20 protein-coding genes and 4 tRNA genes are annotated in these 22,305 nt (G+C 57.5%); 7 read left to right on the forward strand and 17 right to left on the reverse strand.

Going from position 1 to position 22,305, the window contains the following annotated elements:
* Positions 1 to 204: 204 nt before the first annotated feature.
* Positions 205 to 1,215: an NAD(P)H-quinone oxidoreductase gene (locus NML54_RS05560; protein ID WP_254756482.1), complete on the reverse strand. Its 1,011-nt coding sequence runs from the start codon at positions 1,213 to 1,215 to the stop codon at positions 205 to 207.
* Between the two features lie 125 nt (positions 1,216 to 1,340).
* On the opposite strand from NML54_RS05560, the gene NML54_RS05565 reads away from it, so the two are divergent.
* A tRNA-Ser gene (locus NML54_RS05565) sits at positions 1,341 to 1,428 on the forward strand.
* Between the two features lie 97 nt (positions 1,429 to 1,525).
* Here the strand turns inward: NML54_RS05565 and NML54_RS05570 are convergent.
* On the reverse strand, positions 1,526 to 2,107 hold the full coding sequence (locus NML54_RS05570; RefSeq protein ID WP_254756484.1) for a DUF4190 domain-containing protein: 582 nt from the start codon (positions 2,105 to 2,107) through the stop codon (positions 1,526 to 1,528).
* A 201-nt stretch (positions 2,108 to 2,308) separates the two neighbouring features.
* Positions 2,309 to 2,797: a DUF4190 domain-containing protein gene (locus NML54_RS05575; RefSeq protein WP_254756486.1), complete on the reverse strand. Its 489-nt coding sequence runs from the start codon at positions 2,795 to 2,797 to the stop codon at positions 2,309 to 2,311.
* Positions 2,798 to 3,187: 390 nt separating this feature from the next.
* Between NML54_RS05575 and NML54_RS05580 the strand changes: the two genes are divergently transcribed.
* Positions 3,188 to 3,279, forward strand: a tRNA-Ser gene (locus NML54_RS05580).
* 63 nt (positions 3,280 to 3,342) lie between these two features.
* On the opposite strand, the gene NML54_RS05585 is transcribed toward NML54_RS05580, so the two are convergent.
* From NML54_RS05585 to NML54_RS05625, 9 genes are all read right to left on the reverse strand, one after another.
* Complete coding sequence (locus tag NML54_RS05585) at positions 3,343 to 3,888, reverse strand: SixA phosphatase family protein (protein ID WP_254756488.1); 546 nt, start codon at positions 3,886 to 3,888, stop codon at positions 3,343 to 3,345.
* 132 nt (positions 3,889 to 4,020) lie between these two features.
* Complete coding sequence (locus tag NML54_RS05590; RefSeq protein ID WP_254756490.1) at positions 4,021 to 4,773, reverse strand: winged helix-turn-helix domain-containing protein; 753 nt, start codon at positions 4,771 to 4,773, stop codon at positions 4,021 to 4,023.
* A 559-nt stretch (positions 4,774 to 5,332) separates the two neighbouring features.
* Positions 5,333 to 5,971, reverse strand: coding sequence for a uracil phosphoribosyltransferase (gene upp, locus NML54_RS05595; protein ID WP_254756492.1), 639 nt, complete (start codon positions 5,969 to 5,971; stop codon positions 5,333 to 5,335).
* A gap of 192 nt (positions 5,972 to 6,163) precedes the next feature.
* Positions 6,164 to 6,250: transfer RNA gene (locus tag NML54_RS05600), tRNA-Ser, on the reverse strand.
* Between the two features lie 155 nt (positions 6,251 to 6,405).
* Positions 6,406 to 7,026, reverse strand: a complete 621-nt coding sequence (locus NML54_RS05605) for a TetR/AcrR family transcriptional regulator (protein ID WP_005504416.1) — start codon at positions 7,024 to 7,026, stop codon at positions 6,406 to 6,408.
* A gap of 79 nt (positions 7,027 to 7,105) precedes the next feature.
* Positions 7,106 to 9,712 carry a YhgE/Pip domain-containing protein gene (locus tag NML54_RS05610; protein ID WP_254756494.1) on the reverse strand — a complete coding sequence of 869 codons (2,607 nt, stop codon included), beginning with the start codon at positions 9,710 to 9,712 and terminating at the stop codon, positions 7,106 to 7,108.
* A 2-nt stretch (positions 9,713 to 9,714) separates the two neighbouring features.
* The gene (locus NML54_RS05615; RefSeq protein ID WP_254756496.1) at positions 9,715 to 10,434 is read right to left on the reverse strand and encodes an ABC transporter ATP-binding protein; all 720 of its coding nucleotides are present in this window, start codon (positions 10,432 to 10,434) and stop codon (positions 9,715 to 9,717) included.
* A gap of 299 nt (positions 10,435 to 10,733) precedes the next feature.
* Positions 10,734 to 11,261, reverse strand: coding sequence for a nucleoside deaminase (locus NML54_RS05620; RefSeq protein ID WP_254756498.1), 528 nt, complete (start codon positions 11,259 to 11,261; stop codon positions 10,734 to 10,736).
* A 41-nt stretch (positions 11,262 to 11,302) separates the two neighbouring features.
* Complete coding sequence (locus tag NML54_RS05625; RefSeq protein WP_254756499.1) at positions 11,303 to 13,477, reverse strand: RecQ family ATP-dependent DNA helicase; 2,175 nt, start codon at positions 13,475 to 13,477, stop codon at positions 11,303 to 11,305.
* A 337-nt stretch (positions 13,478 to 13,814) separates the two neighbouring features.
* On the opposite strand from NML54_RS05625, the gene NML54_RS05630 reads away from it, so the two are divergent.
* Positions 13,815 to 14,471 (forward strand): DedA family protein, encoded by a 657-nt coding sequence (locus NML54_RS05630; RefSeq protein WP_254756501.1) that lies wholly within the window; start codon positions 13,815 to 13,817, stop codon positions 14,469 to 14,471.
* 468 nt (positions 14,472 to 14,939) lie between these two features.
* Here the strand turns inward: NML54_RS05630 and NML54_RS05635 are convergent, their stop codons facing one another.
* The 5 genes from NML54_RS05635 to NML54_RS05655 all read right to left on the reverse strand — a co-directional run bounded on the left by NML54_RS05635 (position 14,940) and on the right by NML54_RS05655 (position 18,134).
* Positions 14,940 to 15,533 carry a flagellar type III secretion system protein FlhB gene (locus NML54_RS05635; RefSeq protein ID WP_254756503.1) on the reverse strand — a complete coding sequence of 198 codons (594 nt, stop codon included), beginning with the start codon at positions 15,531 to 15,533 and terminating at the stop codon, positions 14,940 to 14,942.
* A 104-nt stretch (positions 15,534 to 15,637) separates the two neighbouring features.
* Positions 15,638 to 16,441, reverse strand: a complete 804-nt coding sequence (locus tag NML54_RS05640) for an organic solvent tolerance protein OstA (protein ID WP_254756505.1) — start codon at positions 16,439 to 16,441, stop codon at positions 15,638 to 15,640.
* 191 nt (positions 16,442 to 16,632) lie between these two features.
* Positions 16,633 to 17,379: an amino acid transporter gene (locus tag NML54_RS05645; RefSeq protein WP_254756507.1), complete on the reverse strand. Its 747-nt coding sequence runs from the start codon at positions 17,377 to 17,379 to the stop codon at positions 16,633 to 16,635.
* Position 17,380: 1 nt separating this feature from the next.
* Entirely contained in the window at positions 17,381 to 17,890 is a 510-nt protein-coding gene (locus NML54_RS05650; RefSeq protein WP_070832225.1) for an asparaginase domain-containing protein, read from the reverse strand.
* Positions 17,891 to 18,061: 171 nt separating this feature from the next.
* A tRNA-Lys gene (locus tag NML54_RS05655) sits at positions 18,062 to 18,134 on the reverse strand.
* An 87-nt stretch (positions 18,135 to 18,221) separates the two neighbouring features.
* Here NML54_RS05655 and NML54_RS05660 point away from each other — a divergent pair.
* The 4 genes from NML54_RS05660 to NML54_RS05675 all read left to right on the forward strand — a co-directional run bounded on the left by NML54_RS05660 (position 18,222) and on the right by NML54_RS05675 (position 22,305).
* Positions 18,222 to 18,995, forward strand: coding sequence for a histone acetyltransferase (locus tag NML54_RS05660; RefSeq protein WP_254756509.1), 774 nt, complete (start codon positions 18,222 to 18,224; stop codon positions 18,993 to 18,995).
* Between the two features lie 418 nt (positions 18,996 to 19,413).
* Positions 19,414 to 20,031: a phosphate transport regulator gene (locus tag NML54_RS05665; protein WP_254756511.1), complete on the forward strand. Its 618-nt coding sequence runs from the start codon at positions 19,414 to 19,416 to the stop codon at positions 20,029 to 20,031.
* The gene (locus NML54_RS05670) at positions 20,031 to 21,065 is read left to right on the forward strand and encodes an inorganic phosphate transporter (RefSeq protein ID WP_254756513.1); all 1,035 of its coding nucleotides are present in this window, start codon (positions 20,031 to 20,033) and stop codon (positions 21,063 to 21,065) included. Before NML54_RS05665 ends, NML54_RS05670 begins: the two co-directional genes overlap by 1 nt.
* A 142-nt stretch (positions 21,066 to 21,207) precedes the next feature.
* Positions 21,208 to 22,305: a glycosyltransferase family 2 protein gene (locus NML54_RS05675; RefSeq protein ID WP_254756515.1), complete on the forward strand. Its 1,098-nt coding sequence runs from the start codon at positions 21,208 to 21,210 to the stop codon at positions 22,303 to 22,305.

Below are 22,305 nucleotides of genomic sequence, written 5' to 3' on the forward strand. Positions count from 1 at the left end.
GGAGGCTGCCGGTGATGGGCTCTGGGGCGACCCGCAAACCTCCCTATACTTAGGTTACCCTAAATTTCTTTTAGTGACGAGATGTCAGCAGTCAGCTATTTATTTCAACCCCAGCTTTTCTTCACACCCCTCACGCAACAGTCCCCGCGATGCCAGCCTAAAATGGCACCGGCATAAAATGGCACCGCGGGGGCGCAGCGATTTCTAGACCATACGCAGCACAATCTTGCCGCGATGCTGACCGGAGTCGAAGTACTCGTGGGCAGCAGCAGCCTCCTCCATGTCGAAGATATGGTCCAAACCCACGCCAATCCTGCCGGATTCAATCAACGGCAGCACGCGTTCGCGTACACCGCGCAGAATCTCAGCCTTCTGCTGATCCGAACGGGTGCGCAGATTTGTAGCGTGCACAGACAAACGGCGGGAGAGCATATACCCCAGGTTCACTTCTGCTTTGGCACCGCCCATCAGACCGATAATGCACAGATGCCCACCGTCGGCGAGAGTGTGCAGGTTGTCGTCCAGGTACTTTCCGCCCACGACGTCGAGGATATAGTCAGCGCCGCGTCCGCCAGTTTCAGCCAGCAGAACTTCACGGAACGAATGTTCGGTATAAATAATGGGTTCCGCGCCTAGTGAGCGCACATATTCTGCTTTTTCCTCGGTTCCCACGGTTGCAAACACGCGGGTACCTACGGCGAGTGCCAGCTGGATGGCGTGTACACCGATACCACCGGTACCACCGTGAATGAGCACCACCACGGGTTCGCCGTCTTCCTTGAGGTTTTCGGCGGGGTTCATGCTCATACCGCAGGTGAGCACCAGGTTCGAGTAGACGGTTGCCGCGACTTCGGGAATACCGGCGGCTTCGGCGAAGCTCAGCTGTTCGGGTACGGGTAGCACATGGTCGACCGGTACGGTCACGTAGTCTGCGTAGCCGCCTCCAGCGAGGAGCGCCATGACGGGGGTGCCGCGGTTCTCCACGGAGGCGCCTTCACCGACCGCTTCGACAACGCCGGCTACTTCGAGGCCGTAGATTGCGCTCGCGCCGGCGGGCGGCGGGTAGAATCCGCGGCGCTGCAGGGCGTCGGCGCGGTTGATTCCGGCGGCGTGAACGCGGATGAGAACTTCGTTGGAGCGGGGTACGGGGGCGGGGACTTCGCTGATTGTCAGAGCCTCAGGCCCACCGTGACTGTTCTCAATAATTGCTCTCATAAGTCCTCCTCATTGCCGGAAGCGCCATCGTTGGCGCGCGATTTACAGAAAGCTTATCGCATGAGATAATTTCGTAGTGCCCTGCGGCACGGTATTGCCATAAAATGCCGGTCTCTGGTGCGTATGGATGGTTGTCCGAGCGGCCGAAGGAGCTGGTCTTGAAAACCAGTAGGCGGTGACCCCGTCTCAAGGGTTCAAATCCCTTACCATCCGCGTTATAGCTTCTGCTCCACGTGTGGAGCGCAAAGAGCCCCGTTCCTCCTATTGAGGAACGGGGCTTATGCATACCCTCCAGTGAGGGTGACAGCGTTTAGAAAAGTGCCAGTATCTGCGCAGTCTCCACGAGCCTAGAATTTGCGGCAGAATCAGAAAGAGCCAGCATAATCGCCAGCAGAAGACCTCCGCCGAAAAGCACCAGGAACATACCACCAATGGCTACGCTAATCCAGTTCAAGATACGACCAGCTGAAGCAGCCGCACCATAACGCTCTGCCTCGTTCGCCTTGAAAATACCGATAACACCCAGAATCAGGGAAGGCAGACCAAACAGCCACCAGCTGAGAGTTACGATACACGCCAAGCTGATAATACCCAGCACCATGGAAGTCTGAGCAGCCTTCTCGCCAGCAAGCTGCTCGGGGGTCTTCTGAACAATACCAATAGGAACCATCATGGGCTGACCGTACTGACCAGGATGCTGGTACTGCTGACCGTACGGGCCGTACTGATTCTGACCATACGAGTCTTGAACGTACGAATTCTGACCGTACTGGCCATACTGACCGTACTGAGTGTTCTGCCCGTACTGGCCGTTCTGGTTGTACTGCTCGTTCAGACGGTTGTAGTCCGGGTTGTAATCGTAGGGGTCTGAGCCCCGAGGATTCTGAGACATGGCATCTCACTTTCGTACGGCTGGTGTGTGGTAAACAGTATTCACCCTAACCTATCACCGAAACGGGTACAACTACATCTGTCGCACAAACCCGCACAATACATTTCAAGAGGGCAGTATAGTGCCAGCCGTTACGCGAAAGCCCCGCTCCTCACACTGAGGAACGGGGCTTTTATGTACCCTCTAGGAGGGCAGGAGCTTTTAGAAGAGTGCCAGGGTGCTGACCAGCTCAGCGAAGCGGTTGGAAGAGGAAGAAGCAGCACCTGCCACGCCGATAAGACCCAGCAGCAGGAAACCACCGACTACAACCAAGAACAGGCCACCAAAAGCTGCGTTAATCCAGCCCATGATGCGACCGCCCGAAGCTGCAGTGCCAAAACGCTCAGCCTCATTAGCCTTCATAATGCCGATAACACCCATGATCAGCGAGGGCAGGCCGAACAGCCACCAGCTAACAAAGAAGTTGCAGATCAGGCCAATAATGCCGAGCACCATGGAAGTCTGACCAGCCTTCTCGCCCGCAAGCTGCTCGGGGGTCTTCTGAACAATGCCGACAGGCACCATCATGGGCTGACCGTACTGACCAGGCTGCTGGTACTGCGGCTGACCGTTCTGAGAGTTCTGCTGGTTCAGGTTGCCGTATTCCGGGTTGTAGTCGTAGGAGTTAGAGTCCTGCGGGTTCTGAGACATGTGATCCCTCTTTCGTGTGAATGGTGTGTATTGAACCTTGTTCACCCTAACCTATCGCTGAGGTGGGCACAAACGGATTCGTCATTCTGGAGCTATCGGCACCATATATGCACTGACCAGAAAACTGATGAGGCACACAAAAGCCCGCGGGCGCACGGGGCGCTCGCGGGCTTTCTCTGACCAATAGCTATAAAAGATATTGCCTAAACATTCATCAGGAACAGAAACAACAGCACCATCTCAAAAGGCTGAGCCAGAATACCGAGCAACATATTCATAACTCCCAACACCACCATCTCACCCACATATATCTCTCGCGCCTCACAGGTCGAATTGACCAAGCGCAAAACAGCCTATATTCTTATAGGGATGCGCTCACGAGCGCACCGTGGAGACGTGCCAGAGCGGCCGAATGGACTTCACTGCTAATGAAGGGTCGGGGTTAAACTCGACCGGGGGTTCAAATCCCCCCGTCTCCGCCATAAAAAGCCCCGTACCGGCTGGTACGGGGCTTTTGCTTTACCCATTTCATTCAGGCACGAAGCCTAGAAGCTCTTGAAGTCCACGAGGCGCGCATCCGCACCATCAAGCAGAGCCCACTCCCCCGGCACCTCAAACACCGCAATAGAAGAGGGTGGGAAACCGTAATACACATCCATGGACGCGTTCGGGTCAGAATCAGGGCTCATCAGGCGCTGCGAGGCATCCTGCACACCGGGCAGATGCGACACCACCATTAGAGAATGAACATTCTCCGAAACGCTATTAATGCGCGCAATAATGCGGGACGCAGACACCTCATACAGTCCCTCGTCCAGATGAGCGGTAGGCGCCTTCGCCCCCAAACCATCCGAAACCCAAGTCGTTGTCTGACGAGTACGCAAAGCCGACGACGACATAATCTGCTCCGGAATATAACCGCGAGCCGCCATCCAGGCGCCAGCAGCGGCAGCCTGCTCATGGCCGCGCTTCGTCAGCGGACGATCAAAATCATTCAGACCCCAATCAGCCTCCGCATGGCGCATAATAATCAGACGCTTATTCCCGCGGCGGTGCGAGCCAGATGCAGTGTTGGAAGAATTTTCAGCCATACACCCATTCTATCTAGAGGGTGCCGGAACGTGCCGCACGCAGCCCACAGCACGCATACTAACACCCCTAGGGGCACAAGTAAACCCCGGCGCACCGGCATGACACCAGCACACCGGGGTGTACTCTAAAAACTAGATTGAGTATTCCGGAGCAGCCCAGACAACAACCTCGGGGTGCTCAAAGAAGCGGTAACCCTGACCGCGCACCGTACGCACAGTACCCGACAGACGACCCAGCTTCGAACGCAGACGACGAATATGCACGTCAATCGTACGCTCATGCGGATGCTCGTCACCGGAGCTCCACAGCGCCTTCAGCAGCTCCTCACGACCCACGGTGCGAGATACGTTCTCCACCAGGTGTGCCAGCAGCTCGAACTCCTTGAAAGTCAGCATGAGCGGCTCACCGTCCAGGAATACCTCGCGGCGCGCCAAATCAATCAGCACACCCGAAGAGTGGCTATTCATGGTCTCTGCTTCGCGGGCGACATTCGCCTCCGGGTGCATATACATTGCGGTCGGATCACCGAGCGCATTACGCACCACCTCAAGGTCGCTACCCTCAGCATTCACCGGAGCCAACGCCACAGCGGCGTACGACTCCGACTCGGGAGCCAGGTGGTGTGCGTAAGTGCGCAGATCCTGAACGATACGCACCAGGGAGGTGCCGTTCGCTGCAGCAAGTTCCTCATTCAAACCCACATAGAGCACAAAGCCGCGTGCCTCATTTTCCTGAGCCTGCTTATGGGCAGGGTCACCGGCTGAGAAAGTCATCGGACGCAACGTTGCGGCCTGTGCAACGAGACGCTGAGACTGCACGACCTGGCGCTTAGCGGCGCGGCCACGCTGGGAGATGTGCACATATCCAGGTACAGCGCCTGACATGATTCAACCTTCTCTCAAAGTCTGTGTACGGGATCCCTGTCGTACGTAGTGTGGGGTGCGCCGGAAGTGACGCGGAGCTAAAACAGTCCCCAATACCTGTTCGAGCTTCAATCCTCTTACTTAATATTTCTCCTATTTGACGGATAAATCAAGCGGATTCAGCATAGTGGATTCATCTTTATGGGTGAGAGGAGTACAATGCCCCCTCTAATGTTTTAGGGTTTCAGGGACTATCTGAAGCTTTCAGTATTTTTTCCCCTATAAATATTCATAGCTTCTTTTATTTACTGGTTTCACGCTGTATTTTCATGTGAAGCTGTGAATATGCTCAATATATTTTGAGCCCCCTCAAAGCACTATAGTGTTGCTCATCACACACTGTCAAGGGTGTTTCATAAACCCACACCGACACCCAACAGCACCATCGCGGCCCAAGCCTCAAACACATTAGACACCCTGCGGCACACAACCGGCAAACACCCGCAAGACATAGCTGAGCGCCCCCACACATACATATGCAGAGGCGCCCCATTCACATCACGTGAATAACGCTGAAAAACTACTCAGCCAGACCGTACAGACGGTCACCAGCATCGCCCAGACCCGGAATAATGTACGCCTTCTCGTTCAGACGCTCATCACGAGCAGCCAGGAACAGGTCAACATTCTCCATACCCTCAATGCCCTTCTCCAGAGCAGCAATGCCCTCAGGAGCAGCAATCAGGCACACGCAAGTCACAGACTCAGCGCCACGCTCACGCAGGAACTTAATGGACTCAATCAGAGTGCCACCGGTAGCCAGCATCGGATCCAGCAGGTACACCTGACGACCAGTCAGATCCTCCGGCAGACGCTCAGCATAAGTCACAATATCCAGGGTCTCCTCATTACGAGCCATACCCAGGAAGCCCACCTCAGCGGTCGGAACCAGACGAGTCATACCCTCCAGCATGCCCAGACCAGCACGCAAAATCGGAACAACCAGCGGCTTAGGATCAGCAATACGAACACCGGTAGTAGTCGCCACCGGAGTCACAACCTCAACCTCTTCCACACGAATCTCGCGAGTCGCCTCATAGGCAAGAAGGGTCACCAGCTCATCAACCAGCTGACGGAAAATCGGGGACGGGGTGTTCTTATCACGCAGAACACTAATCTTGTGGGAGACCAGCGGGTGGTCAAGAATCTTAATACGCATAATACGATTTTACCCACCCCCGAATCAGCAAGCACCGGTAAAGCCCCGGAAGTGGCACACAACCTATAAAACGAAGCGAAGCACCCCCCCCTCCCGCACAAACACCCACCAACGCACCCGACAGCGCCGCCCCAGAACAATCCGGGCATACAAAAACCCGCCGAGACGAATCTCGACGGGTTTTCGTTGGTGCGGTGGTGGAGGGATTTGAACCCCCGTTGGCTTTTACACCAAACATCATTTCGAGTGATGCACCTTCGGCCGCTCGGACACACCACCAACAGTGGAAAACTATAGCACACCCCCAACAGGAGAGCAAGAAAAACCACACGCGGCAGCCGGGTGTCGCCCTCTTCACGGCCCCTTTTCGCCGTGCCCTTTTCGACACCCGACACCGAAGTCCCGGCTACGTCTACAGACCCCAATAGGTCCGCCTAATGACGGATATACCCATCTACAACCAGCATGACAGCACGCGTTGCGTCCTCAGCATTGCGCTCCGCCTGATGCACTTCACGATCCATAGCAAACATGTAAATCGCGCCGAACATAGAGATCGCAATCGCACGAGGATTCTGAGCGGTATCAACCGTATAGCGGCGAGCCACAGCCTCCGTCATCTCCTCCAAAAAATCCAGAAGATTCAGACGGTTATCGCTCATCGCCTCAGTCCAACCATCCGCACCCTTCCACGCCTCCGAAAGCCACATCCGAGTAAAACCCGGACGGTCCTCAAGATACTGGAACGCGGCGCGAACAGCACTCCGCAACGCCTCACGCGGATCAGAATGAACCGACGCCGCGCGACGCGCATCGCTCAGCAGCAACTGCGTGCCGTACTGAACCAGCTGATCCACCATGGTCTTCTTAGAACCGAAGTTGTAATACACGGTTCCCTTAGAAACACCCGCCCGGGCAGCCACCTCTTCAACAGTGGCGTACTCAAGCCCCTTTTCGGTCATGATTTCCATAGCAGCGTTGAACAACTTCAACTGAGTTCTACCTGTACGGCCGGGACGACGACTTGAAGCTTCAGCGACTGGGCGTTGCAACATCAGCAGTCCTCCCTCCCTTTTTGCAGATATATCTCTATTTTATTAGACAGTTTCCCCCGGTGCGACTAAACAGGGTTTGTTACACCGTAATCTCCGGAGCCAGCTTCTTCAGCGACCACGTACGATCACGACGCGTGCCAATGTAACCCAACATCAGACCAGCCAGACCCCACAGAGTCAAAACCAGCATGATGCCCCACAGGCTCGACTCATTAATGCCATACGCCAAACGACGCGTACCCGCCACCGCATAACCCATCGGGAAGAAATCATGCATCCAACGAATCGACTCAGGCAAAGTCTCATACGGCATCGTGCCGCCCGCAGTAATCAGCTGCAGAATCAAAATGACCAAAGCAACAAGCTTGCCCGGCGCACCTAAAATCACCGTCAAACCATGAATGAAACCGGTAAAGACCAAAGCCACATAGCAGAGGAACAGCCACACCAGCCACGGATGAGCCATCTCAAAGCCCAAACCAAACTTAATCGCGGCAAACATCAGAGTCGCCTGAGCAATACCCACCAGGCCGAACGGCATCCAGCTACCGAGCATCACACGAATCGACGGAGCATGCGAAGCCAACGCACGGTTATTCATCACACGCAACGTCTGAACCAGCATCAAGCCGCCAATCCACAACGCCAAGCACATGAAGAACGGGCCCATGCCCTCACCATAGTTACGAGCCGACGCCAGCGACTCCTGCGACAAAGTCACAGGGTTCGACATCGTATCCGCAACCTTCGCCTGATCAGTTGGTGCAAGACTCGGAACCTGCTTAGCACCAGAAACCAGGCCGCTCTCCAGCGACGAAGTACCATCCTTCAACTCGGAAGCACCATCATTCAGCTGAGTAGAACCATCAGACAGCTTCGCCGTACCGTCAGAAAGCTGCGACGCACCATCCTTCAGCTCATTCGCACCATCAGCCAACTTCTGCTGACCCTCAACCGCAGATTGCTCCTTCTCCGCCAAAGTACCGCTACCATCCTTCAGCTCGGCAGTACCGCTCTTCAAAGAATCAGTACCCTCCTTCAGCTCAGAAGCACCACCAGACAAAGTCGCAGAACCACTCGCAAGGCTCGAAGCACCCGAAGCAATCTTGGAATTACCATCAGCCAGGCTCGCCGAACCCGACGCCAACGAGGACGCGCCAGCATCCACACGAGCAGCACCCTCAGCCAGCGACGAAGCACCCTTCGCCAACGACGAAGCACCAGAATCCAACGAATCCACGCCAGAAACCAAAGTCTGAACCTTCACCGCAGTCGACGACGACCCATCAGAAATACAATGGCTCGACTTCAACGCGCCCAACTTCGACAGAACATCAGTAGCGACACCATCACGAGCCACCAAATGAGACTGCAGAGCCTTCTGATTCAGCTCAGCAACCTCGTTCTTCGTCTCCTCAGAATCAACAGCAGCCACCAGCTGATCAGCCTGCTCCTGAGTCAACGTACCCGCCTCAACCAGCGGAGTCACCTGAGCACGCACCTTCTGCGCACTCGCAGACACCACAGTATTCGACAGATCACGACCAAAATCGCCGCTACCGGCAGAAGTATCCGTCTCATGCAGGTGCATGCACATCGTGTTCAACTCGGCCGGCAACTCACGAATACCCGCCTGATCCATACCTTCACGCAAGTGATGGATGCCAGACGCCAAATCATTAGCACCCTTCGCCACCGACGCAGAGCCATCCTTCAAGCTCGCAGTACCCTCAGCCAGAGTCGCCGAACCATCCTTCAGCTTCGCCGCACCATCAGAAGCAGACGCCGCAGCCGAAGCCAAAGTCGACGAACCATCCTTCAAACTCGAAGCACCATCGGCAAGCTTCGCAGCACCAGAATCCAGCTTCTCGGCACCCGAATCCAAAGTCGAAACACCATCAGCAAGCTTCGCAGCACCCTCCGCCAACTGCTTCTGACCATCCAACAACTGGGACTGACCATCAGCCAGAGAAGAAGTACCATCATTCAGCTTCACGGCCCCATCATTCACCGTGGCAGTGCCATCCTTCAGCTGAACAATCGCATCCGCCAGCTTCACCGTGCCGTTATTCACCTTCGAGGCACCATCAGCAGCCTCACCCATCTTCGAGTGAATAGTCGTGAAGCTAGCCAACAGCGAATTCGCCGTAGAATTACCGACCTTCTCCGCCACCGAATCACGCACCGAAGTGCCCGCCTTCGTGACGATATTCGTCAGTACATAGTTATTTGCATCATTCGTAATGACCTCAATACCCGCCGAACGCGCATCAATAGTGCCCGTCTTGCCGTCAGCATCAGGCTTGAACGAACCGGCACTCTGTAAATTACGGGAGAAGTCCTTCGGAATCACCATCGCAAAGTCATAGGTGCCGTTCTCCACGCCTTCAACAGCCTCAGTGCGAGTCTGCACCTGACGCCAATCAAACGTGCCAGCATCCAGCAGGGACCGGCGCACATCAGCACCGGTGTTCACCTGCTTACCTTCAGAATCCTCAGCTCCCTCATCCTCAACCACCAGGGCACCCACAATGCCATTCACATGGCCGTAAGCATCCCAGTTACCGTACAGATACAGGGCGCCGTACAGCAGCGGAATGCAGGACATCGCAAGCAGCACCAGAACCGGCAGAACACCGCTGGTCAGGCGCTTCAGCTCAACGAGTGCAACACGCAGAACAGTCATTCTTACTCCTTCTCAGCGTTTTCGCCATGTTCGAGGGAATCATTGGAGGGCTCAATCTCACCCTCAACAAGATCCGGCACGTTTTCCTCAGGGGCACGACCGACCACAGCACGCGCACCATGCCAGGATTCAGAAATATGCGGAACAACAGCCACCACCATGCGCGGGTGGTCTTCGTCAGCGGCAAGCTCCTCCAGGTACGGAAGCCACATGTACGTGTGGTTCAGGTGCCGGGAAGGAGTATCAAAAACCAGCAAATCAGAGGGGCTATGCTGCGCCAAAGCAGCCATCAGCTCAATATTCATCTCGCCGCTAATCTCATCCATCCACAAGCCGTCCAGCTCCTCAAGACCGCGCTCAGCCAACCAGCGGCTCGCGCGGGAACGACCAAAAATCGGCAGGTTATAGGAGAGCATCTCCGACACATAATCGTGTACGCGCATATGCTGCTCAGGAGCGGTCACATCAGGAGAGTCCACCACGCTGCTGAGATCACGCAGACGCTTCATCGAAATACGGCGAGGCTCATCATCGCCTTCGCTCCAGCTAATCGTTCCGCCGGACAGGGGAAGACGACCAGTCAGCGCCAACGCGAGAGAGGTACGCTCCAACTGGCTATCCGCCTGAACAATAATGACTTCACCCTCGCCCACTGAGAAGGTGGTGCGGTCAAAAAGCGGAGTGTGGCGCCCTTTTGCCCAAATATTGTCAACGCTTAACACGGTTAGATCCCCTCAGAGAATGGATGGTTCGGGTGAGTTTCTGGGAGTCATCCGCGGGCACCGCGCGGGGTGTTGGACGTTAGGCGCGGGCAGGCGGAGGCTCCAATGCCTATATATGGTAGACCCGGTTATGTGTGATGTGGTGGGCTTTTCTTGAAAAAACATGGGCCATTTTTGAAATTTTTGAAGTATTTTTCAAATAAATGGGGTTTTTCGTACAAATAACGCGAAAAGCCACGCAGTCTCTACGCGGCTTTTCGTGTAATACACACCATTTTAAGGGTGAAGCTTAGGGAAGGTCAGGGGCGGCGTTCCCTAAAGAAATCCACCATCAGCTGCGCGCACTCATCAGCACGCACCCCCGCATACACCTCGGGAGCCGGAGCAACCCTGCCGTCACGCAGTACATCGTAACGACTGCCAGCAGCCCCCGTCTTCTCCTCCCAGGCGCCAAAAACCACCGTCGAAACACGCGACGCCAAAATCGTGCCAGCACACATCAGACACGGTTCAACCGTCACCACGAGTGTACACCCGTCCAGGCGCCACCGGCCACGATGTGCCGCTGCCTGACGAATCGCGTTCACTTCCGCATGGGCGCTGGGGTCATGCTCCCACTCGCGGGTATTGCCCGCCGAACCAATAATGACACCCTGCTCATCTACCACAACAGCACCGATAGGGATCTCACCACGCTCACCTGCGGCGACACCCTCGGCGAGGGCGCGGAGCATCCACTCACTATGTTCGGGGCGAGCGGGAATATCACTGAGCACAGCGGAAGAACCGTCTGTGACCGTCAATTTTGAATATTCCGAATATGACATACAACCTCGTCAGGGGAATAAATAAACGATAATAGGTGCAACTAATGGGTAGCAGCCAAAGAAAAAGGATACACAGCAGAAGCACCCGCCAGCCGCAGCTCACGCGCTACAACCGTAAACGCCCACCGCGAATCCACCACATCAGAAACCAGCAAAACAGGGCACCGATGCTCACGCACATAGTCCAGAACCTCTGCAGGCACCCGGTACGAGCGCAGCACATCCGCACAACGGAACGCGCTATTACCGCCAAAGAAACGCGGCTCACTCGCCAAAGATACCTGGCCCAAATCCACCAGGCGACCCATCGACGCAAGCCCCCTACCCAGGGACTGAGCCAAACGAGGACGCACCGGCGAAGGCAGAGTCAACACCGCCACCGGACGACCCGCCTCAGACCACTCCCAAGCGGCAAGCACCTTCACGCAGGCGCGCCCCAGCTCGGCAGGAACCTCAGAATCAACCGGCTCACCCAGTTCATTCATCGCCAGAAGCTCACGCAGACGAGTACCGTACCCCATGTCGCTCAGACGCGCCAAAGCGTAACCGGATTCAGCATGCTCGTCCTTAGACAAACGACCGTGCGGTGCATCCGCACCTATCAGCTGATCCAGCCCGCTCGGCCACATGCAGCGCGATTGCAGGGGAACGCCCACCGTATTGAAGCTGCGCTGCGCCGCCTGCTGCGCCTCAGCGGGAACTTCAACCGGGTACCAGGGGCCCGCGCACACATCACAACGGCCACAAGCAGTCGCGGAAGCATCATCAAGCTGCTGAGCCAAGAAAAGCATACGGCACTGACTAGTGCGTTCATACTCGAGCATGGCGTTCTGCTCCACCACACGCGCCTGCGCCACCGCCGCGTAACGGGCACTATCGTACTGCCACGGCGATGAGGTGCGGCGCCAGTAGTTGCTTTCCTTCACGGCGGCACCCTCAACGTCCAGCACCTTCAGCAGAAGCTCCAGGGTGGAGCGGCGCAACTGAACGCGCGCCTCCAACGCGGTAATACTCAACCCCTCCGGGGACTGGGCGAGGGCATCCAGCACCGCCAGCGCCTGCTCCTTATTCGGCATGGAGGCGGTCGCAAAATACTCCCAAATGGCGCGGTCTTCACGACCGGGCAGAAGCAGAACATCAGCGTTGACGGCACCTCGTCCGGCGCGGCCAATCTGCTGGTAGTAGCTCACCTCAGACGACGGCGCACCCAGGTGTACAACAAAACCCAAATCAGGCTTATCAAAACCCATACCGAGGGCACTCGTCGCAACCAGAGCCTTCACCCTGTTTTCCTTGAGTGCCTGCTCTGCAACCAGCCGCTCATCCGGGTCAGTTTTACCGGTGTAGGCGAGCACTTCGTAGCCACTGGCACGCAGAGCGTTTGCGGTATCTTCTGCCGCAGAGACAGTCAACGTGTAGATAATGCCCGAACCGGTCAGGCTGTTCAGGTGCGTGAGTAGCCATCCGATGCGTTGCGCCTCATGAGGCAGGGTCAGAACGCCCAGGCGCAGGGATTTGCGGGACAGCGGACCGCGTAGCACATGCACGGGTGCGGTGGTATCGGTGCTGAGCTGTTCGGCGATATCGCTGCTAACGCGGTTATTCGCGGTTGCGGTAGTCGCCAGCACCGGCACGCCCGCCGGCAGAGATCTAATGAGCGAACCAATACGGCGGTAATCGGGGCGGAAATCATGGCCCCAGTCAGAAATACAGTGTGCCTCATCAATAACGAGCAACCCCAGACGCGGCAGCAGGTACGGCAGCCACTGCTCGCGGAACGCCGGGTTATTGAGGCGTTCAGGGCCCACCAGGAGCACGTCAAGCTCGTTAGCTTCGAGGCGGGTGCGGATTTCATCCCATTCGGTGACGTTCGCGGAGTTCACCATGGCGGCGCGCACTCCCGCGCGGGATGCCGCCTCAACCTGATCACGCATGAGGGAAAGCAACGGGGAGACGATAAGCGCCGGGCCCATACCGCGGGCACGCAACAGCAGGGAAGAAATGAAGTAGACCGCGGACTTACCCCAGCCGGTACGCTGCACAACGAGGGTGCGGGCGCGGTCGGCTACGAGGGCGCGAATCGCCTCGTACTGGCCGTCGTGGAACTCGGCATTAGCGACGCCGGTGAGTCGGCACAACACTTCACGGGCTTCAGCATGCAGGAGATCCGTATGCAGGAGATCGGCGGGGCTGGAAACTAGCTGTTCGGGGTTCATGGTTCTCTCCAACGGTGGGTGGTTGGGTCAATCGGTACGCCGCGACGCGCCGTGCTCTCTTTCCATCATGTCACACCCCGTATCCTCCGGCTCTGCGGATGGTTATTTCTTGGGGAGGCACGCGAGCGCCGCATCACCTCGGACTGTTTCGCCATGCGGGCGCGGAGATTTACGCCTCGCTCACCCGTGCATCCGGCGTAAATGCCGGTAGAATTGTGCCAGTAATACACAGCCTCCGCATAGTTTTGCACAATGTTCACCATAGGTACGCTTTCTATGCTGGTGTTACTCCGCCGCCGATCCGTGCGTGCGGTCCACTCACAGTTCAGGATTTTTCATGACTTTTCTTGCCACCGCTTTGGCGCATCTTCCGGTTGCGCTCTTGGGCCTCGACCTTGAGCAGTTCCTGCTCGATACCGGCCCCTGGGTTCTGGTAGTTTCGGCAATTATCGTATTTATTGAGTCCGGCGTTCTTTTCCCGATTCTTCCGGGTGACTCCCTGATTTTTGCTCTGGGTATGCTGCATGAGCAGATGGGCCTGTCCCTGTGGGTTGCGTTCCCGGTCCTGGTGCTGGTTGCTATTGCTGGCGCTGAGGTTGGCTACCAGATTGGTGCTCGTTACGGCCGTAAGATCTTCAAGGATGACGCGAAGATTCTGAGCACCAAGAACCTGCACACTACTGAGGAGTTCTTCCAGAAGCGCGGTAGTTTGGCTCTGGTTCTGGGTCGTTTCGTGCCGATTGTTCGTACTTTTGTGTCTCTTGCGGCTGGTATTTCTTCGTACGACCGTAAGAAGTTCCACCTGTGGAATGTTGTTGGCGCGGTTGCATGGATTGGTTTGATTGGTCTGGCGGGTGTGCTGCTGGGCGGTATCCCGTTCGTACACAACAACATTGAGTACATTGCTGTGATTATTGTGGCGGTTTCTGTGGTGCCGGTTATTATCGAGTACCTGCGTGGCCGTTCGAAGGCGAAGCAGGAATCTGCTGAGTAATACGTGAGTCCTTCTCGACTGCTGAGCCGGGGATGAGAAAAGGTGGGGATACCGTTTGGTATCCCCACCTTTTTACGTTCTCTCAAACCCGGTGAAGGTGATGCCCCGGAAGCCAGCTACACCTCCGCGAGGTTACTTTACGCTCATGCTTCGAAGGTCCGCGTAAGCTTTGAAGTACTGCAAGACCTGCGGTTGAGCCAGAAGAACAATGATGGCAATATGCAAGACAACATCAAGTGCGGTCCTGCCTAGAGCCAGCACAAAGAAGACATTAGGATCTCCATAGTGGTATGCGCCTGCTAGCCCAATCACTTCTAGGACGGGTACACCAATCTGACGCAAAAGAGGAAGCAACAGCAAGCCCAATAGGTTAAGGACAAGGTATAGCGCGCAGTCAACGATGACTAGTATGTACGCCAGCTCGGCGCCACTCAGCACCTGCAAGACCCGCAACCAGAACCTATGAGGCTAACTCAGGTAATCCTCGCTGCGGCGCACACGCCAATCACGGCGTGCCTCCATATAAGAACGCGACTGACGCGACCACACCAACGCCAACGCCACCACGCACACCAGCATATACGGACCCGCAATATACACCGGCGTGTACAGCGGCGAAGCGCTACTGAGCAACAGCTCAACATCCTGGCTCGGCGCACCGTTCAACGTGCCCAGAAGAGCCGCCACAGTCAGCATAATCAGCAAAGAAGCCAAAACACCCAACGCCAACGCCACCGACAGCACCAACGCCGCCCACCGGTAACCACGCAGATACGCCACCGTGCAGAAACCGTGCAGGGTCACGTTACCGAACGCGCTGACCATCAGGAAAAGCACCGGATAGTACGCCTGCGCATCCACCAGCGACTGGGCGCGCCAGGTCGAAAAATGCGCCAAATGGGTAGTCGCATAGGAGACGCCGGTGTACGCAATCAGCACCAGCCAGCCCACAGCAATAACAAGCAGAACCCAACCCGCCACAGACACGAGAGTGGGGGTGGCGGGCTTCGTAGGATGCGTGGTGTTCGGAGCGGATGGCGGAGAGGACTCGACGGCAGACATAGCTGAATCTTTCGGATATCGGCTGATAGTGTGCGGAAAACGTATGAGCGAGTGTGTGATGTGAGTGTGGGCGCGGCGTTCGTCTGCCGCGCCGCCTCAGAACTTTAGGCAGAAGCGGACGGATCAACCGTCACAGAAATACTGTCAGGTAGCAACGGAGAATCTGCCCGATTCGCCATCGCAATTCGCAAGTTATTGAAGCGGTAAATAGTCAGCAACGATAAACCGACCTCACTCAACCAGACCAAGCCCAAGACAACAAGTATCAGCAGAGGGTCAAGCCCCATCGAAACTCCAGCCCAGTCGAGCATCAGCAGCAGGAACGTAATCGGTGAAAGCACCAGCCCCATCGCAACATACCCAATCAGGGAACAGACAGCCCAAACGCTATACACGGAGGCGTCCGTCGAATCATTCGGAGGGCGCATCAGCGGCCACATCTGAACCACCAGGTAAAGCGCCGCCACAAAACCAAAGCAAATCGCCAACGGCTGCGTGTACTGGGAGATAATGAGGCCTTCAACCAGGGTCAAAATACTCAAAATAACGGCGCGGACTAGGAGGTTCTTCTTGAGCTTCTGCTTGCGCTCCTTCACCTCATCAGCGGTGTAAGTACGCAGAAAAGCGGGCAACTGACCCTGCCCCGGGAACGGCGGTAGAGGACCCGTCGGATGCGTACGCACCGCAATCGGCGGGTTCATACCATCCTGAATAATGACGGTAGAAGTCGCCGAAATAACCGGATCCGAACCAGTCACCACCGGCGGCACGTTCAGCGGAACGGACACCTCCGGCGTGGCAGGAGTCGCGTGGCGGATAGGCGCCTGATAGCGAGTCTGCACACTGATATCTTCATCCGGGTGTTCTGCGGATGAAGCAGCATCTGTGTTCAGATGTGTAGCGCCCATGGGTGACCTCCTGGCAGGTGCTGGTCGTGTTTCTGTCTCTACCGTATCACGCGTACTTTAAGGGAATCTGAGCAGTGGCTGGGCATCACTGAGAGCGTGTCACACCGCCAATTATCGCCCGTCACCCCCCTGTCAGGCATCACCCGACAGAGGCGCGGATGCGCAGGGATTCGCCCGACCGTCGGTGCGCGTTAGCTCTGCTCCGCAGCACGCGAAGCCTCAGTGTTCAACTCCTCAGTGTTCAACTCCTCAGCATTCGGTGCCTCGGTATTCGGCTCTGCTGGATTCGGTTCCTCTGCCTTCTGATCTTCAGCCTTCTGATCTTCAGCGCCCTGTTGCTCCGGTTGTTGCTTCTGCCGCGTCAAACGCAAGCTCCTACGAACCGCCAAACTATAAAACAGCGAAAACAGAACCTCCAACGCGAACGACGCCATGACCGTCAGCAAGCTCACCGTATAGAACACGCCCACACGATCCAGCAGCGTCTGCGGACCCTGCACCGTCACAAGCGCATAGGCAAAGAATGCCGTCATAATCGCCGCCGCGACCCCGGATGCCACATTCGCCAGCAACACCAGCTTCACCGAACGGTTCGCCCGGTAAATCATAGCAAGCCACATATGCATCACCAGGTAGACCAGCGGCACCGCACCAATCGGGAAAAGCGTGACGCGGATAAAGTAATAAACAGTAATCAGCGAGGGTACGACCAGCAGCAACACACGCACCAGGTACAGGTTCTTAGCCGGTAGCGGGTAATCACTGGAGACATTCCAGAACTCGTCAGCCTGCTGCTCCAGCTCATCCATCGCTTGCTGCTGCATAAGCTGCGCCTGCGACATATACTCCTGCGGCACAAGATCCGAGGAGCCCGCCACCGGCGCAAGCTCAGCGGCAGAAACCGATTCACCCCGCCGCATACGAGCGGAATCAGCCATCTTAGCCCTCAAAAATGCCGCGAGAACGGTCCTTACGCACGCTCTCAGCCGGGAAAATACGACCGCTCATGCTGATGTACACGCCCGGCTCCAGCAGGTTCAGGGCGGCAATAGCGGCACCCAGGTTGAAACCGGCATCCGAACGAGCCATCACGGCGGGCTGCATCGCACCGGTCAGCACCACAACCTTATCGCCCAGGTCGGCGTGCTCCACCAGGTAGCGGGCAGTCTCCGGCATGGTGTCGGTACCGTGAGTGATGAGCACCTGGTCGTTAGTGACAGCGTTCAGCGCCTCGGTCAGCTCGGCACGATCCTCATCGGTCATGTCCAGGCTGTCCTTGCCAATCAGCGGGCGAATATCAAAACGGATATCGGTAATCACGCGGTCCAGCAGGTCCTTAGCGGCAGGCTCACCAATATCCATGGTGCCCGCCACCGAATAGAACTTATCGATTGTGCCGCCAGTGGCAAGAATCGTTATCTCTTCAGGGTTCTTAATGGTGACGCTCACGGGTTTCCTCATCTTTTCGGGTCAACGTACATAAATCAAAAACTACCAGGCCAACCCGGCAGGACACGCCCCACCACACGGAATTAACACGGGGGGTAAAACCCCGTACACGAGGGTGAAGACGCAAAAACCCGCCGACCCCCGCAAAGCGGGAGGCGACGGGTCGGCTAGTGCGCCCTGTGGGGCTCGAACCCACGACCTGCGGATTAAAAGTCCGTAGCTCTACCGACTGAGCTAAAGGCGCTCCTATCCACACAAAGCTGAAAGTGTGCAGATAAAAATACTATACACTACTGACCCCCAGCTAATGAACGGTACACTGGGAAATCCTATGTCTACACCCGCATCATCAACCGGCGCCTCCGGGCGCACCCGACACCGCACCCACCACCGCCCCGTCCTCTACTCCGCCGAGAAATTTGAACGCCACGAAGGCGGTCTGGACCCCGCCGCACGCGAAGAGGCGGCACACGCCTCCGCACGAATCCTGCTGATGCGCGGACGCGGCACCGACAAACAGATGACCGAACGGCTCGTCAGCTTCACCGACGACTACGGCATTGAGACACTCGCCGAACTCTGGTCGCACGCGAGCGCCCACTCCCTGCCGGGTGCGCTGTGGCGCATGTACTGGCTGCGGGACGTGGTGCATCGTTCGCCGCGCGGGGTGAGCCGCGCTTTTGAGCTGGGCATGGCGGAGGATTACCGTTCGCACGTGGTGGCGGGTGTTCCCGACCCGCCAAGTGCCGACGAGGTTGTCCGCACGATTGATGAGATTCTGGCGGGCCTGTACACCGGCGATATGGACATCGCGATGGAACGTTGCGCCGCATTTGCGCACGTGGTGGCGTTAGGTATTCGCACCGATTATGCACGCTCTGCCGGGCAGGATGGTGCGGTTCCGGGCAGCCACGAGGTGAAGCGTGAGGCGGTGGAGCGTCGTGCTCGCCTGCCGCGTCAGGCTCAGCAGATGGAGCGGATCGCGCACGATTTGGAGGCGGTCGCCGCCCAGCTGCGCGCCGTTGAGGCTGGTCAGCAGGCTAACGGGGCTTCGGAGACTGATTCTGCGCAGGAAAAATCACAGACCAACCTCGAAGCATTCTAGTCTTCTGCAACGTTTAAGCGTCTAAAAATGTGGGTGCGTGCCACGAATTGGCACAGGTTCCACATTGGGTCGCAAAGGCGTGAAAAGCCTGTTTCTAATTGACTCTGCGCCGGGTGCGGGTGGATAATAATTACAAGATGTCGGGTTGCTAATAGGTAGCCCCGGGCTCCAAATCTTTAGCCGCTTCGAGCGGCCTTCCGCCGAGAGGCGCTCCCAACCCGACATCCCTAAACGTTCCGGTGGGGGTCGAGAAATCGGCCCCCACCGTTTTTTGTTTAAAACCCTCATGCGCAACTGCGAACAGGTCGGCGCTATAACATTTACTAGTCGTTGCAGTAACGTTTGCAGGTCGGGCGCTCGTGAGATGCGCGCGGGCTATGCGCACCCGCAGCACCCAATACTGGTTAGACTGGGAACTATGCTGCACCGACTTTTCCCCCACGCCAACGAATCCCTCGCCTCCCTTGCTGAAATTTCAGCGCAGGTCGGTGAGGCGGCGGCATTGCTCTCTGAAATGGTCGGCTCCCCCGTCGCGGAGTACCCCGAACTCTTCGAATGCATGCTCACCCACGAGGCGGACTCCACGAACCTGCTGTTCCGCACCCTCACCGAAGTGCGCAGCTCATTCTCCCCGCCGATTCCGCGTGAAGACCTGTACACGCTGGCACGCAAGCTCACCAACGCCGTTGAGAAGCTCACCAGCGCCGCGCACGTGCTGTCCCTGCACAGCATTGACGGCTTCGCCACGCACATCACCTCAATCCTGGACATTATTCAGCGTCAGGCGGTGCTGACCGCCGCCGTCATCCCCAAGCTTGCCGATATTCGCGGCCTCGACAACTATTGGATGGACATGCTGCGCATCTCCCGCCAGGCGCTGCGCACCGCCGAAGAGTACGACGCGTACATTGCCGAACGCTACACCCCCGAACGGTACCGCCGCTACGCCACCTTCCTGGCGCAGCTGACCGCCGCCTCCAACGCTATGCGTGATGTGTCTGCCGAGATCGGCCGCATTATCGTTCAGGAATCCTAATGTTCCTGGGTCTTCTAGCCTGCTGCGCCTTCATTGCCGCGGTCTACGTTACCGGTGTGCACGACGCCTCCAACTCCGTCGCTGTTCCGGTGCGTACCCGCGCCCTTGGCGAGCGCTCCGCCCTGTACCTTGCCGCGCTCTTCAACGTGCTCGGTGTGGTCGGTGCGTTCCTGTTACTCGGTGAGTATTCCGCCTCGTGGGTGAGTGCCCCGGAGGGTACCACCGGTCTGAACGGCATTGTTGCGGCGCTACTCGTCTGCGCTATTTGGGGTGTGCTCACCTGGTTTCTGCGTTTTCCGTCCTCCTCGACTCACGCGCTGGTCGGCGCCCTCGCCGGTGTGAGCTGGTGGACCCAGACGAAGAGTGACAGCGCCACTGAAGGCTTCGGTTCTCTCGCATTCCTGCCGCATATTTTTGGTGCGACCCTACTGCCGCTCTTCTACCTGCCGCCGCTCATTTTTCTGCTGTCCTGGCTGATGGTGGTGCCGTTCTACCGGCTGGTGGTCGGCCACAACCCGCGCCTGGTGAATCAGCATGCCCGCGAGGTGCTGGCGGTGTCTGCCTCCGCGATTTCGCTGCTACACGGCCTGCAGACCGGCTACCTGTACCTGCTACTGTGGGCGCTGCTGAGCGAACGCATCATGGACCCGGCGCTGATTCAGTCCCTCACCTGGGGCGGGATGCTGCTGGGCACCATCATCATTGCCCTCAGCCTGGGTGCCGGTACGCTGACCGGTGGCCGCCGCATCGGCTACACCTTCGCCTACAAGATGGTGCGCCTGGACCCGTTCCGTGGCGCCGTCGCTCAGGGTACGACCGCGGTGGTGCAGGTGCTCGGCTACTTCCTGCTGCAGGTGCCGTTCTCCTCCTCGCATCTGGCGACTGCATCGGCGCTCGGCGCGGGCGTAAACCAGCGTTTTAACGCGTTGAAGTCCAGGATTGTTCTGCAGATTCTCCTAGTGTGGATGGTAACCATTCCGGTGTGCTTTGTGCTCGGTGTGCTGGCGATGGTGGCGCTACAGTCCATCAGCTAGTTTTTAGGGGCGGTGCATGCCTGTGTATGCATGCTGTTACGGCGTGTACGGGCGGCGGGTTGAGTCTGAACAGTGCACACCTTCATAATGGGTTGAGTTCTTGGGCTGGCACGGGCCCATTCGCCCTCGACTGATTGTGGTTATGTCTTCCCCTACCGTAGCTATTCTGGTCCGCACGAAGGACCGCCCCCGCTTCTTGAGTCGCGCGCTGGAGAATATTGCGCAGCAGACCTTCACCGACTACACGGTCTGCGTGATTAACGACGGAGGCGACGAGCAGGCGACCCGCGCCGTCATTGAGGCATCCCCGCTGGGTTTGCTGGGTTCTAACGCGCAAGATTCCAGCCGTGTGCAGCTGCTGACCACCGCCGGCGACAACATGGAGGCGGCATCCAACGCCGGTTTGGCGGCGACCACCTCCGAATACGTGGCGATTCACGATGACGACGACCTGTGGGCACCCGAGTTCCTGGAGCGCACCGTCGCGGCGCTGGAAGAGAGCGGCGCGCTCATGTGTACCACCCGCGTTGTGGAGCGGTACGAACGTGAGAACGCCGACGGCGAGTTCGAGGTGTACGAGGAACGTATTTTCCACGACGGCCTACCCTGCATGGGTTTGCAGTTCCTCTTCCGCACGAACCGTGCCGTGCCAATCGGTATTCTCTACCGCCGCAACCTGCACGAGCTGGTCGGTTTCTACGACGAGTCCCTGCCGGTGGTCGGCGACTGGGAGTTCAACATGCGTGCCGCCTCCGTTGCGGATATTCTGCTGGTGGATGAGCCGCTGGCGTACTGGTCACTACGCCCCGACGCGGAGGGTGCCGAGGCGAATAGCGTGAAGCGTCAGGCTGATCATGCCCGCTTCGATTCGCTGGTGCGCGCCCGCGCTATCCGCGAGGATTTGCAGGCGGGTGCCCGACCGGGCGCGTACCTGTATCAGGCACATTTGGCGGCTGACCTGGAGCGCCGCGTGATTGACGGGCACGATCTGACCCGCGAATCCCTAGATATTCTGCGCTCTATTGAGAGCCGCCTGGAACGTATCGAGACCCGTCAGCAGGCTATCGAGAACCGCCAGCAGGGTATTGAGGAGCGTCTGCGGGTTCTCAAGCACCTGCGCACCCCGGGCCGCGCGCTGCGTTCCTTGGTGAAGCGTTCCCTCAGCCAGCGTTCCCTGGTTCGTCGCGGTACTGAGGTTGAGTCGGCTGAGGCTGGTTCGGCTGAGCAGAAGGGCGCGTAA

This window comes from Rothia gullae, from assembly GCF_024294905.1.
In the GTDB taxonomy this organism is placed as follows: Bacteria; Actinomycetota; Actinomycetes; order Actinomycetales; family Micrococcaceae; genus Rothia.

What these genes read in the sequence shown, in the direction of transcription:
- NML54_RS05635 (WP_254756503.1), bottom strand. Translation starts at nt 15,533, where the DNA reads ATGTCTGCCGTCGAGTCCTCTCCGCCATCCGCTCCGAACACCACGCAT.
- NML54_RS05625 (WP_254756499.1), bottom strand. Translation starts at nt 13,477, where the DNA reads ATGAACCCCGAACAGCTAGTTTCCAGCCCCGCCGATCTCCTGCATACG.
- NML54_RS05665 (WP_254756511.1), top strand. Translation starts at nt 19,414, where the DNA reads ATGCTGCACCGACTTTTCCCCCACGCCAACGAATCCCTCGCCTCCCTT.
- NML54_RS05675 (WP_254756515.1), top strand. Translation starts at nt 21,208, where the DNA reads ATGTCTTCCCCTACCGTAGCTATTCTGGTCCGCACGAAGGACCGCCCC.
- NML54_RS05570 (WP_254756484.1), bottom strand. Translation starts at nt 2,107, where the DNA reads ATGTCTCAGAATCCTCGGGGCTCAGACCCCTACGATTACAACCCGGAC.
- NML54_RS05670 (WP_254756513.1), top strand. Translation starts at nt 20,031, where the DNA reads ATGTTCCTGGGTCTTCTAGCCTGCTGCGCCTTCATTGCCGCGGTCTAC.
- NML54_RS05590 (WP_254756490.1), bottom strand. Translation starts at nt 4,773, where the DNA reads ATGTCAGGCGCTGTACCTGGATATGTGCACATCTCCCAGCGTGGCCGC.
- NML54_RS05575 (WP_254756486.1), bottom strand. Translation starts at nt 2,797, where the DNA reads ATGTCTCAGAACCCGCAGGACTCTAACTCCTACGACTACAACCCGGAA.
- upp (WP_254756492.1), bottom strand. Translation starts at nt 5,971, where the DNA reads ATGCGTATTAAGATTCTTGACCACCCGCTGGTCTCCCACAAGATTAGT.
- NML54_RS05560 (WP_254756482.1), bottom strand. Translation starts at nt 1,215, where the DNA reads ATGAGAGCAATTATTGAGAACAGTCACGGTGGGCCTGAGGCTCTGACA.
- NML54_RS05585 (WP_254756488.1), bottom strand. Translation starts at nt 3,888, where the DNA reads ATGGCTGAAAATTCTTCCAACACTGCATCTGGCTCGCACCGCCGCGGG.
- NML54_RS05630 (WP_254756501.1), top strand. Translation starts at nt 13,815, where the DNA reads ATGACTTTTCTTGCCACCGCTTTGGCGCATCTTCCGGTTGCGCTCTTG.
- NML54_RS05645 (WP_254756507.1), bottom strand. Translation starts at nt 17,379, where the DNA reads ATGGCTGATTCCGCTCGTATGCGGCGGGGTGAATCGGTTTCTGCCGCT.
- NML54_RS05620 (WP_254756498.1), bottom strand. Translation starts at nt 11,261, where the DNA reads ATGTCATATTCGGAATATTCAAAATTGACGGTCACAGACGGTTCTTCC.
- NML54_RS05640 (WP_254756505.1), bottom strand. Translation starts at nt 16,441, where the DNA reads ATGGGCGCTACACATCTGAACACAGATGCTGCTTCATCCGCAGAACAC.
- NML54_RS05610 (WP_254756494.1), bottom strand. Translation starts at nt 9,712, where the DNA reads ATGACTGTTCTGCGTGTTGCACTCGTTGAGCTGAAGCGCCTGACCAGC.
- NML54_RS05605 (WP_005504416.1), bottom strand. Translation starts at nt 7,026, where the DNA reads ATGTTGCAACGCCCAGTCGCTGAAGCTTCAAGTCGTCGTCCCGGCCGT.
- NML54_RS05660 (WP_254756509.1), top strand. Translation starts at nt 18,222, where the DNA reads ATGTCTACACCCGCATCATCAACCGGCGCCTCCGGGCGCACCCGACAC.